This window comes from Pantoea sp. Ft-CA_14, from assembly GCF_024520875.1.
Lineage (GTDB): Bacteria > Pseudomonadota > Gammaproteobacteria > Enterobacterales > Enterobacteriaceae > Pantoea > Pantoea agglomerans.
Map to the genome: position 1 here is coordinate 20,172 of NZ_JALNPM010000023.1, position 11,296 is coordinate 31,467.

11 protein-coding genes and 1 riboswitch are annotated in these 11,296 nt (G+C 55.7%); of the genes, 6 read left to right on the plus strand and 5 right to left on the minus strand.

The genetic code is table 11. The features are described from left to right. Positions 1-82: 82 nt before the first annotated feature. From thiE to NR195_RS22520, 3 genes are all read right to left on the minus strand, one after another. The gene (thiE, locus tag NR195_RS22510) at positions 83-709 is read right to left on the minus strand and encodes a thiamine phosphate synthase (protein WP_187500851.1); all 627 of its coding nucleotides are present in this window, start codon (positions 707-709) and stop codon (positions 83-85) included. Positions 710-711: 2 nt separating this feature from the next. Beyond that, a complete protein-coding gene (thiC, locus tag NR195_RS22515) occupies positions 712-2,634 on the minus strand; it encodes a phosphomethylpyrimidine synthase ThiC (RefSeq protein WP_010261057.1) in 1,923 nt (640 codons plus the stop codon). An 87-nt stretch (positions 2,635-2,721) separates the two neighbouring features. Beyond that, a riboswitch (TPP riboswitch) is annotated at positions 2,722-2,823 on the minus strand. Positions 2,824-2,975: 152 nt separating this feature from the next. Continuing rightward, the gene (locus tag NR195_RS22520) at positions 2,976-3,482 is read right to left on the minus strand and encodes an Rsd/AlgQ family anti-sigma factor (RefSeq protein ID WP_010261059.1); all 507 of its coding nucleotides are present in this window, start codon (positions 3,480-3,482) and stop codon (positions 2,976-2,978) included. An 89-nt stretch (positions 3,483-3,571) separates the two neighbouring features. Between NR195_RS22520 and nudC the strand changes: the two genes are divergently transcribed. The 6 genes from nudC to NR195_RS22550 all read left to right on the plus strand — a co-directional run bounded on the left by nudC (position 3,572) and on the right by NR195_RS22550 (position 7,968). Next, complete coding sequence (gene nudC, locus NR195_RS22525) at positions 3,572-4,342, plus strand: NAD(+) diphosphatase (RefSeq protein WP_256844923.1); 771 nt, start codon at positions 3,572-3,574, stop codon at positions 4,340-4,342. Positions 4,343-4,382: 40 nt separating this feature from the next. Then, positions 4,383-5,450 carry a uroporphyrinogen decarboxylase gene (gene hemE / locus NR195_RS22530; protein WP_010672222.1) on the plus strand — a complete coding sequence of 356 codons (1,068 nt, stop codon included), beginning with the start codon at positions 4,383-4,385 and terminating at the stop codon, positions 5,448-5,450. 2 nt (positions 5,451-5,452) lie between these two features. Then, a complete protein-coding gene (nfi, locus tag NR195_RS22535; protein ID WP_010261068.1) occupies positions 5,453-6,121 on the plus strand; it encodes a deoxyribonuclease V in 669 nt (222 codons plus the stop codon). Between the two features lie 63 nt (positions 6,122-6,184). Continuing rightward, the gene (locus NR195_RS22540) at positions 6,185-6,775 is read left to right on the plus strand and encodes a YjaG family protein (RefSeq protein ID WP_256844924.1); all 591 of its coding nucleotides are present in this window, start codon (positions 6,185-6,187) and stop codon (positions 6,773-6,775) included. Positions 6,776-6,963: 188 nt separating this feature from the next. After that, positions 6,964-7,236 (plus strand): nucleoid-associated protein HU-alpha, encoded by a 273-nt coding sequence (gene hupA, locus NR195_RS22545; RefSeq protein ID WP_003850136.1) that lies wholly within the window; start codon positions 6,964-6,966, stop codon positions 7,234-7,236. A 69-nt stretch (positions 7,237-7,305) separates the two neighbouring features. Then, positions 7,306-7,968 carry a DUF1481 domain-containing protein gene (locus NR195_RS22550; RefSeq protein ID WP_010261073.1) on the plus strand — a complete coding sequence of 221 codons (663 nt, stop codon included), beginning with the start codon at positions 7,306-7,308 and terminating at the stop codon, positions 7,966-7,968. A 32-nt stretch (positions 7,969-8,000) separates the two neighbouring features. On the opposite strand, the gene purD is transcribed toward NR195_RS22550, so the two are convergent. Both purD and purH read right to left on the minus strand, forming a co-directional pair. Further along, complete coding sequence (purD, locus tag NR195_RS22555; protein WP_132500284.1) at positions 8,001-9,281, minus strand: phosphoribosylamine--glycine ligase; 1,281 nt, start codon at positions 9,279-9,281, stop codon at positions 8,001-8,003. Positions 9,282-9,300: 19 nt separating this feature from the next. Further along, positions 9,301-10,890 carry a bifunctional phosphoribosylaminoimidazolecarboxamide formyltransferase/IMP cyclohydrolase gene (purH, locus tag NR195_RS22560; protein WP_033768368.1) on the minus strand — a complete coding sequence of 530 codons (1,590 nt, stop codon included), beginning with the start codon at positions 10,888-10,890 and terminating at the stop codon, positions 9,301-9,303. Positions 10,891-11,296 lie beyond the last annotated feature (406 nt).

Here is an 11,296-nt window from a genome sequence, read left to right on the forward strand (position 1 = left end):
CGCTTTTGCGCGTCGCTTTCCCGGCAGAAACGCTGGCGTTACTGGTTTTGCAGCCGCTATGCGGGACAGCTTCCACAAATCCTTATTGGTGAGGCTCTGCCAGCGCCAGCAAAGTACGTGTTGCTTCACGCCAGTCATCTGCCTGGGTAATCGCACTCACCACCGCAATACTCCCTACGCCGGTTGCCAGCACGTCAGGTGCGCGAGCAATTGAGATACCGCCAATTGCCACGGTGGGGATATGCGTCAGGCGCGTCAGATGCCGCTTCAGCTGCTCAATGCCCTGCGGCGCTGAAGGCATCTCTTTGGTCTGCGTCGGGAAAATATGTCCAAGCGCGATGTAAGAGGGATGGATTGCCAGTGCGCGGTCCAGTTCAGCATCGTCATGGGTGGAGAGCCCCAGACGCAATCCTGCCTGATGAATCCGGGCAAGATCGGCGACATCGAGATCCTCCTGACCCAGATGCACGCCATAAGCCTGATGCTTTATCGCCAGCTGCCAGTAGTCATTGATAAACAGGCGCGCGTCATAGCGTTTACCCATTGCAATCGCCTGAGCGATGGCGGGCTCGGCGACCTCATCGGGCTGATCTTTGATGCGCAGCTGCAGTGTACGAACGCCCATCTTCAGCAGGCGCTCAATCCAGTCGGGGCTATCAACCACCGGATAAAGCCCCAGGCGCGGGGCGGTAGCGGGAAATGCGGGCATCGTTACTCCTCCTTAATGGCATCGGCGGGATGATAAAGCTCACCGCCGCGCCGACGAAAACGGTCTGACATCTGCGCCATGCCCACTTCAACGGGCTCGGCGCGCGTATCCTGACGTGCTGCGAACTCGCGCACCTCCTGTGAAATTTTCATCGAGCAGAACTTAGGGCCACACATCGAGCAGAAATGGGCCACCTTGCCCGACTCCTGCGGCAGGGTTTCATCATGCATTGCCCGTGCCGTATGGGGATCCAGCGCCAGATTAAACTGATCTTCCCAGCGGAACTCAAAGCGCGCTTTGGACATGGCGTTATCACGGATCTGCGCACCCGGATGGCCTTTCGCCAGATCGGCGGCATGCGCCGCGATTTTGTAGGTGATCAACCCCTGCTTCACATCCTCTTTGTTCGGCAGACCCAGATGCTCTTTGGGCGTGACGTAACACAACATGGCGCAACCAAACCAGCCAATCATGGCAGCACCGATACCGGAGGTGAAATGGTCATAGCCGGGCGCGATGTCGGTGGTCAGCGGGCCAAGGGTGTAGAAGGGGGCTTCATCGCACAGGTCGAGCTGTTCGGTCATGTTGCGGCGGATCATATGCATCGGGACGTGCCCCGGGCCTTCAATCATTACCTGAACGTCATATTCCCAGGCAATACGGGTCAGCTCGCCCAGGGTACGCAGTTCGGCAAACTGCGCCTCATCGTTGGCATCCTGAATGGAACCCGGACGAAGGCCATCGCCCAGCGACAGGGAGACATCATAGGCGGCGCAGATTTCACAAATCTCCCGGAAGTGCTGATACAGGAAGCTCTCCTGATGATGCGACAGGCACCATTTCGCCATGATAGATCCACCCCGCGATACAATTCCGGTCAGACGTTTCGCCGTCATCGGGACATAACGCAGCAGCACGCCAGCGTGGATAGTAAAGTAATCGACACCCTGTTCCGCCTGCTCAAGCAGCGTATCGCGGAATATTTCCCAGTTCAGCGCCTCGGCCACGCCATTCACTTTTTCCAGCGCCTGATAAATCGGCACTGTACCGATTGGCACCGGGCTGTTTCGCAAAATCCATTCGCGCGTTTCATGAATATAACGACCGGTAGAGAGATCCATCACCGTATCGGCACCCCAGCGAGTCGACCAGACCAGTTTTTCCACCTCTTCCTCAATAGAAGAGGTCACCGCCGAGTTACCGATGTTGGCATTGACCTTAACCAGAAAGTTGCGGCCAATGATCATCGGCTCCGATTCAGGGTGATTGATATTGGCAGGGATGATGGCGCGTCCGGCAGCGACCTCCTGACGCACAAACTCGGGCGTGATACTGGCTGGCAGATGCGCGCCAAAACTGTGGCCGGGATGCTGTTGCAGCAATACCTCACTGCGGATTCGCTCACGGCCCATGTTTTCCCGCAGTGCGATAAATTCCATCTCCGGGGTGATGATCCCCTGGCGGGCATAGTGCAATTGCGTGACGCAGCAGCCTGCGCGCGCACGGCGCGGTGTAGGGAGTTGATCGAAACGCAGATGATCCAGCCCCTCGTCAGCCAGCCGCTGCTGGGTATAACCCGAGCTGTTCTGTTCGAGAAGTTCGCTGTCGTCGCGTTCAGCAATCCAGCGGGCGCGCAGCTTTTCCAGGCCACGATGAACATCGATCTGTGCCGCGGGATCACCATAGGCACCCGCCGTGTCATAGACCGGTACTGCTTCGTTCTGCTCATAGAGAGGCTGTTCTTTGCTGCCGCCGATGTGGGTCGGGCTTAGCACGATTTCACGCATGGGAACGCGGATATCCTCGCGGCTGCCGGTAATCCAGATGCGGCGGGACTGGGGAAATGCACTGCCGCTTTGCAGGGAATCGATAAATTCCTGCGCCTGGGCACGCTGTTCACGACGGGTTGTTTTTTGGTCAGACATAGCAATCTTCCTGTTAAGGGGGAACGATGCTTGTCCGGAGTTCGGAAGGAGTAACCGTATAGACAGCGTAAGCATGCTGGTATACAGAGAATATTTACTCTTGTTCCCTTCGCAGGTTCTAACCTGATCAGGTTCCGCGGATCCCGAATTAACGGTCTCAGCCCAACTTGGGCACTCCGACAAGAAGCTGTTTTTACGCGGGTGTCTGATAACAGAGCCAGGCGTAAAAACCTTATATTTCAAAGCAAAAATAAAAAAGGTTCTTTGGAGCACTCTCCTCAGAACCTGTTCAGCATAAAAGGGCTACGGGATAATCTCAACCCCTTTGCCGGAGATGATGATTAAGCCGGACGCGCGATATGGCTGTCATTGGCAACCGGCGGGGGGACAAGCTGGTTATCCCATGCCAGCTGGATCAGCTTATCTTCCAGCGTAAAGCGTGCTTCCAGCACTTCACCCACTTCGGAAAGTGCCTGCTGGAAGGTCATGCAGTTTTCGTCGTCGATCGCCTGCTGCAGGTGGCCGTCATACAGCTGCATCAGACGCTCAGTATTGGCTTCCAGCGGTGGATAGATCTGTGCGGCGGCAATCATCGGGCTGTCGCCACTCATTTCACTGATCACGCGTTCATAGATACTGAAGTGACCCGCAGAAAGATAATCGACCAGACCGTGACAGAAGTTGTCCAGAGCCTGCTCATCAAGACGCGTCAGCGCCTCTTTGTTTGGTTTAAGTCCGACCAGGTGATAATAGGTCACCAGTAGCTGACGACGGGCTTCAAGCCACGAATCGACCAGTTCATTACTGCCACCTACGCGTTCAGCCAGGACGTCTAACTGGTTAAGCATATCTAACTCCATGTGAGTTATAGTTGTTTATCTACACACTTAACATCAGGACTTCAGCGTGCGAGTTGACGCTAAGGATGACGAAATAAATGCAATGCGAAATCTCAAGCGTAGACGCTGGATGGTGGATTGTCAGCCATGAACAGAAACTTTGGTTACCACAAGGTGATTTACCCCACGGAAACGCCGAAAAATTTGGTTTGACCGGCAGTAAAGCCCGGACCATCGGTGAGTGGCAGGGCGAAAAAGTCTGGCTGATTTGTGAGCCGCGTTCTGCCGATATGTTCTCAGTACGACAGCTGATCGATCAGGATGTGGCGCTGTTTCAGCTGGTGGGTCGCGGTGTGCAACTGGCGGAATTCTACCGTTCTCATCGCTGGTGCGGCTATTGCGGCCATGAAATGCACCAAAGCAAACATGAATTTGCCTGTCTCTGCAGCCATTGTCGCGAGCGTTACTATCCGCAGATCGCACCCTGCATCATTGTGGCTATCCGTCGCGGTGATGAAATCCTGCTGGCGAATCATGCCCGCCATCGCAACAAGGTCTACACGGTGCTGGCGGGTTTTGTGGAGGTGGGCGAGACGCTGGAGCAGGCCGTTGCCCGCGAAGTGATGGAAGAGAGCAATATCTGCGTCAAAAACGTCCGTTACGTTACCTCCCAGCCGTGGCCCTTCCCGCAATCGCTGATGACAGCCTTTATGGCGGAGTATGACAGCGGCGATCTGCAGCACGACGGTAAAGAGCTGCTTGATGCGGCCTGGTTCCGTTTTGATGAGCTGCCGTTGCTGCCACCGCCAGGCACCGTGGCGCGCCGCCTGATTGAAGATACCGTTGCCCTGTGCCGCGCCGAAGTGTGAAAGTGCTACACTACACGCCTGTTATTGAGAGAGTGTTGAGATGAGTGAACTGAAGAACGATCGTTATTTGCGTGCCCTGTTACGTCAGCCGGTTGATGTCACGCCGGTCTGGATGATGCGACAAGCCGGGCGCTATTTGCCGGAGTACAAAGCGACACGCGCCCAGGCGGGTGACTTTATGTCGCTGTGTAAAAACGCCGAGCTGGCCTGTGAAGTTACCCTGCAGCCGCTGCGCCGTTATCCGCTGGATGCCGCCATCCTCTTCAGTGACATCCTGACCATTCCGGATGCGATGGGACTGGGTCTCTACTTTGAAACCGGCGAAGGCCCGCGTTTCTCAAACCCTGTGACCTGTCGCGCTGACGTTGAGCGTTTACCGGTGCCCGATCCCGAAATGGAGCTGGGCTATGTGATGAATGCTGTCCGTACCATCCGTAAGAACCTGAACGGCGACCTGCCGCTGATTGGCTTCTCTGGCAGTCCGTGGACGCTGGCCACCTATATGGTGGAAGGCGGGAGCAGCAAGGCGTTTACCAAAATTAAGAAGATGATGTATGCCGATCCCGCTACGCTCCACGCGATGCTGGATAAGCTGGCCGACAGCGTCATCCTCTATCTCAATGCTCAGATCCGCGCCGGTGCGCAGTCCGTTATGGTATTTGATACCTGGGGCGGCGTGCTGACCGGTCGTGATTACCGCGAATTCTCACTCCATTACATGCACAAAATTGTCGATGGCCTGCTGCGTGAAAACGACGGTCGCCGCGTGCCGGTGACGCTCTTCACCAAAGGCGGCGGACAGTGGCTGGAAGCGATGGCCGCCACCGGTTGTGACGCGCTGGGTCTCGACTGGACCACCGATATTGATGACGCACGCCGTCGCGTGGGCGACAAAGTCGCCCTGCAGGGCAACATGGATCCTTCTATGCTCTATGCGGCACCTGAGCGCATAGAACAGGAAGTGGCTGGGATCCTGGAGCGCTTTGGCTCGGGCACCGGGCATGTCTTTAATCTGGGTCATGGTATTCATCTGGATGTGCCACCGGAAAATGCGGGCGTCTTTGTTGAGGCGGTACACCGTTTATCACGTCCCTGGCATCAGGAGTAATCATGGATATTGCCGCACTTCGCGCTGAGCAGTTACAACGCGCCGCTGATGTGGTGCGAGAAGATGACTTTGATGTGCTGCCACCCCGCTTTATCGGCGGGGCGGACGTTGGATTTGAGCAGGAAGGCACTATCACCCGGGCGGCGATGGTGATACTGGAGTATCCCTCCTTAAAGCTGGTGGAGCACCGCATCGCACGCGTTGAGACCACCATGCCTTATATTCCGGGCTTTCTCTCATTCCGTGAATATCCAGCGCTGATGGCCGCCTGGCAGATGCTGGAGCAAAAGCCGGACCTGCTGTTTGTGGATGGACACGGTATTTCGCATCCACGACGACTTGGCGTCGCGTCACATTTTGGCCTGCTGGTCGATGTGCCCACCATTGGTGTCGCGAAAAGTCGCCTGTGTGGCCGTTTTGCCGATCTGGATGCGCAGCCTGGCAGTCGTCAGCCACTGATCGACAAAGGTGAGCAGATAGGCTGGGTATGGCGCAGCAAGCTGCGGTGTAATCCGCTGTTTGTCGCCACCGGCCATCGTGTCAGCCTGGATACCGCGCTGCAGTGGGTCGAAAACTGTACGCGTGGTTACCGGCTGCCGGAACCGACCCGCTGGGCCGACGCGGTTGCCTCGAACCGAACCGCTTTCCAGCGCTGGCAAAACGCGCTTTAACACTGTTTGTGCTGCGGTTTTGCAGTTACACTGCGGCCAGCGAAACGAATAAGAGCCACCTTTATGTTACAAAATCCCGTTCATCTGCGTCTGGCGAAGCTGGAAAGCTGGCAGCACCTTACTTTTATGGCCTGCCTGTGCGAGCGCATGTATCCCAACTATCGTGCGTTCTGCGAGCAGACTGAATTTGCCGATCCGGCACTCTATCGCCGCATTCTTGATCTGATCTGGGAAAACCTGACGGTCAAAGATGCGAAGATTAACTTCGACAGCCAGCTGGAAAAGCTCGAAGCCGCCATTCCTGATGGTGATGCGTTTGAGGTTTACGGCGTTTATCCGGCTATCGATGCCTGTGTGGCATTAAGCGAAGTCGTCCATGCGCAGCTGAGCAGTGAAACTCTTGAGCATGCAATTGAAGTCAGCGAGACCTCAATTACTACTATCGCCATGCTGGAAATGACCCAGGCTGGACGCGAAATGACCGACGAAGAGCTGCGTGAAAACCCGGCTATCATCGATGAGTGGGACCTTCAGTGGGAGATTTTCCGCCTGCTGGCGGAGTGTGAAGAGCGCGACCTTGAATTGATTAAAGGTCTGCGATCTGACCTGCGTGAAGCGGGAATTAGCAACATCGGTATAAATTTCCAGCAGTAAGGCGATAAAACGTGACTTCAGGCCCGAATTAGCGCGCCTGGAGGCTTCACATTGGCCCCCTGTCTGGTCTACATTTGGGGGGCTGAAAATTGTGGCTATCGGTGCGTGCAGGCAGAAGAGTGCCAGAATATGGCTTTTCCCTCGCACTCGTTGCTTAGCAAGCGATAAATACACTTTAAGGATAACTTATGAACAAGACTCAACTGATTGATGTGATCGCAGAAAAAGCTGACCTGTCTAAAACCCAGGCAAAGGCAGCGCTGGAATCTACTCTGGCTGCGATCACTGAGTCTCTGAAAGATGGTGATGCTGTACAACTGGTTGGTTTTGGTACTTTTAAAGTGAACCACCGCGCTGAGCGTACCGGTCGTAACCCGCAGACTGGCAAAGAGATCAAAATCGCTGCAGCAAATGTACCGGCATTCGTGTCTGGTAAAGCGCTGAAAGACGCCGTTAAGTAAGACGTCGCACTGCGGTTAAGCTTTAAAACAGGGGGCGTTTCGCCCCTTTTGTTTAAGAGGCCAGCCATCATGACCCCGCTGTTTCAGCGTTTATCTGTTCTGTTTCTCTCCCTGTTTCTTTTCGGTTGCAGCTCTACTCCGGATATTCCCCCCTTTTCTGCCAGTGGCTATCTTGCCGATCGTGGTGTTGTTCGTATCTGGCGTAAAAACAGCGACCACCAGTCGGTCCATATCCGCACCTTCTATACGCCGTTCAGTGGCGGTGAGGGTGAAGTGACGGATTATGTCTGGCTGGAAGAGTCGTTGATCAGCATTCAGCGTCAGGTGAAGGGCAACCAGCCTGATGATGTGACCCTGCGCTTTGACCAGGCTGGCGGTCTTAACTTTATGCAGCGCCAGCTTTCAGGCCGGCGTGAAGCGGTCAGCCCGGATGCGGTTGAGCTCTATAAGTTTGATGCCGAGCGGATGCGTAACCTCAGCGATGCGCTATTAAGCGGTCAGGTGTTCCTCAGACAGGGACACTGGCTGGGAAACAATGTGCTGGAGAGTTGCGAAGGCCAGCAGGTCAGACCCGCTTTTGACGCCGACGCTCTGCAGATGCTGACACAGCAGCAACGCCGCGCATCGGCACCGCTGATGGTGTCATGGCTTGAAGCGCCGGAAGGGATACAGCTATTGCGGGTCAGTCAGCAAGATGACTGCTCACAGCAGCCGACAGAAGAAGATATGTGAATTGAAAAGGGGGCACCTGGTGCCCCCTGAACTTATTTGCGATTAATGGCGCGGTAGCCGATATCGCGGCGACAGAAGCTGCCCTGCCATGAGATCGGCTTTGTCAGCTCGTAAGCCCGCTTTTGTGCCGCGGCCACATCGTCGCCCAGCGCGGTTACGCACAATACGCGGCCACCGTTTGTCAGCACCAGGTCCTCTTCCAGCCGTGTTCCGGCGTGGAATACCTTGCCGTCAGCCACTTCTTCCAGTGGCAGACCGTGAATCTGATCGCCCTGAGCGTAGTCACCCGGATAACCGCCCGCCGCCAGCACCACACCCAGCGCAGGGCGGGGATCCCATTGTGACGTTTTCTGATCCAGTTTACCGTCACAGGCGGCCAGGCAAAGATCGACCAGATCCGACTGCAGGCGCAGCATGATCGGCTGAGTCTCCGGATCGCCGAAGCGGCAGTTGAATTCGATCACTTTCGGCTGCCCGGTGTGATCGATCATCAGGCCGGCATAGAGAAAACCGGTATAGACGTTGCCTTCAGCCGCCATGCCGCGCACGGTCGGCCAGATAACCTGATCCATAACGCGCTGGTGGATCTCATCGGTGACAACCGGAGCCGGAGAGTAGGCACCCATTCCGCCGGTGTTCGGACCGGTATCGCCATCGCCCACGCGTTTGTGATCCTGGCTGGTGGCCATGGGCAGCACATGCTCGCCGTCCACCATCACGATGAAGCTGGCTTCTTCGCCATCCAGAAACTCTTCAATCACAATGCGGTGTCCGGCATCGCCAAAGGCGTTTCCGGCCAGCATATCCTGAACCGCATCCTCAGCTTCCTGCAGCGTCATCGCCACAATCACGCCTTTACCTGCGGCCAGGCCGTCGGCTTTGATGACGATAGGGGCGCCTTTCTCACGCAGATACGCGAGAGCGGGCTCAACCTCGGTGAAGTTCTGGTATTCCGCACTCGGGATCTGATGACGCGCCAGGAAATCCTTGGTGAAAGCTTTAGAGCCTTCCAGCTGCGCAGCGGCCTGAGTCGGACCAAAGATAGCCAGCCCGGCCTCACGGAAGGCATCCACGATGCCAATCACCAGCGGCGCTTCGGGGCCGACAATCGTCAGATCGATCTTTTCACGCCGGGCAAACTCAAGCAGGGCAGGGACATCAGTTGCACTAATCGCGACATTCTGCAGCGCAGGCTCTAATGCGGTGCCCGCGTTACCCGGTGCCACAAACACGGTTTCCGCCAGCGGCGACTGGACAGCTTTCCAGGCCAGAGCATGTTCACGTCCGCCATTGCCGATTACTAAAATTTTCATCTGTTTCTCTCCAGAACGATTAATGGCGGAAGTGACGCATGTCGGTGAAGATCATGGCAATGCCGTGCTCATCAGCCGCCGCAATCACCTCTTCATCGCGGATGGAGCCGCCAGGCTGGATGACGCAGCTCACGCCTGACGCGGCTGCCGCATCAATACCATCACGGAACGGGAAGAAGGCATCCGACGCCATGGCTGATCCTTTTACTTCCAGCCCTTCATCGGCTGCTTTAATGCCGGCAATCTTAGCGGAATAGACACGACTCATCTGTCCGGCACCGATACCGATGGTCATGTTGTCGCGTGCATAAACAATGGCGTTAGACTTAACGAACTTCGCTACTTTCCAGCAGAACAGCGCATCACGCAGCTCCTGTTCGGTTGGCTGACGTTTACTGACGACGCGCAGCTGGCTGGCATCAACCATGCCGAGATCGCGATCCTGTACCAGCAGACCCCCGTTGACGCGTTTGAAATCCAGTGCAGCAGTACGGTTTTGCCATTGGCCGCAGATCAGGACACGGACATTCTGCTTCGCGGCGGTAATTTTCAGCGCGGCCTCAGAAACCGCTGGCGCGATAATCACCTCAACAAACTGGCGGCTGATAATGGCCTGCGCAGTTGCTTCATCCAGCTCGCGGTTAAAGGCGATGATGCCGCCAAATGCGGAGGTCGGATCGGTCTGGTAAGCACGCTCATAGGCTGCCAGCAGCGAGTCACCGGTCGCTACGCCACAAGGGTTCGCATGTTTGACGATGACGCAGGCGGGTTCACTGAACTCTTTGACGCACTCCAGTGCAGCATCCGTGTCAGCAATGTTGTTATAGGAGAGCGCTTTGCCCTGAACCTGCCGGGCCGTCGCCACTGAAGCTTCAGTGATGTTCTCTTCTATATAGAAGGCAGCATCCTGATGGCTGTTTTCACCGTAGCGCATATCCTGCTTCTTAATGAAGTTCAGATTCAGGGTACGCGGGAAACGGCCGGCGGGCTGATTACGATCACCGTGATAGGCGGGCACCAGGCTGCCAAAGTAGTTAGCGATCATGCTGTCATACGCGGCGGTGTGTTCGAACGCTTTGATTGCCAGATCGAAACGGGTCTCAAGCGTCAGGCCATTTTCATGGGCATCCATTTCGGCAATGATCGCATCGTAGTCGCCGCTGCTGACCACGATTGCCACATCTTTATGGTTCTTGGCAGCAGAGCGCACCATGGTCGGGCCACCGATGTCGATATTTTCCACTGCATCTTCCAGTGAACATCCTTCACGGGCGACGGTCTGTGCAAAGGGATAGAGGTTAACGACCACCATGTCGATTGGGCTGATGTCGTGCTGCGCCATAATGGCATCATCCTGGCCGCGACGACCTAAAATGCCGCCATGCACTTTCGGATGCAGGGTTTTGACGCGTCCATCCATCATTTCCGGGAAACCGGTGTAGTCAGAGACTTCTGTGACAGCCAGACCCGCATCCGCCAGCAGGCGAGCTGTTCCGCCTGTGGAGAGCAGTTCGACACCGCGACTTGAGAGCGCCTGAGCAAATTCGAGGATACCGGCTTTGTCAGAGACACTGAGCAATGCGCGGCGTACAGGACGAGTTTGTTGCATGGTGGTTTATCCCTTGGCTTTGTTTCGCGTATATAAGAGCGTTACATCAGGCTTTACAGCGGTTTTCTCTTCTTTATATAGGAAGAAAAAATCAAAAACCTCAGGTAACGCCCCGAAAAGGGGTGTCCGGAACTTCGCCCGGCATTGTAGCGAAAACGTTTGCGTGATGCTCGCCTAAATTTATCTGGCCCGACTAATGTGGATAACATTGTGTGTAACTGCGTATAACAGCCGCTTTTGCTGTGGAATGCAGCGAACGCTCTTTTTTATGCAATTTATGGGTTGCGCCTCTCAGACAACTCCCTATAATGCGCATCCATCAACACGGCACACCGGCAACGGGAAGCGGGTTGAGAGGCACAGGAGACTGCGCCGCCGGAGAAAAACTTCTGAGAAAGAGGTTGAC

Coding starts and splice junctions, on each gene's coding strand:
- nudC (WP_256844923.1), top strand. CDS start 3,572: ATGCAATGCGAAATCTCAAGCGTAGACGCTGGATGGTGGATTGTCAGC.
- NR195_RS22520 (WP_010261059.1), bottom strand. CDS start 3,482: ATGCTTAACCAGTTAGACGTCCTGGCTGAACGCGTAGGTGGCAGTAAT.
- hemE (WP_010672222.1), top strand. CDS start 4,383: ATGAGTGAACTGAAGAACGATCGTTATTTGCGTGCCCTGTTACGTCAG.
- NR195_RS22550 (WP_010261073.1), top strand. CDS start 7,306: ATGACCCCGCTGTTTCAGCGTTTATCTGTTCTGTTTCTCTCCCTGTTT.
- purH (WP_033768368.1), bottom strand. CDS start 10,890: ATGCAACAAACTCGTCCTGTACGCCGCGCATTGCTCAGTGTCTCTGAC.
- thiE (WP_187500851.1), bottom strand. CDS start 709: ATGCCCGCATTTCCCGCTACCGCCCCGCGCCTGGGGCTTTATCCGGTG.
- thiC (WP_010261057.1), bottom strand. CDS start 2,634: ATGTCTGACCAAAAAACAACCCGTCGTGAACAGCGTGCCCAGGCGCAG.
- hupA (WP_003850136.1), top strand. CDS start 6,964: ATGAACAAGACTCAACTGATTGATGTGATCGCAGAAAAAGCTGACCTG.
- purD (WP_132500284.1), bottom strand. CDS start 9,281: ATGAAAATTTTAGTAATCGGCAATGGCGGACGTGAACATGCTCTGGCC.
- nfi (WP_010261068.1), top strand. CDS start 5,453: ATGGATATTGCCGCACTTCGCGCTGAGCAGTTACAACGCGCCGCTGAT.
- NR195_RS22540 (WP_256844924.1), top strand. CDS start 6,185: ATGTTACAAAATCCCGTTCATCTGCGTCTGGCGAAGCTGGAAAGCTGG.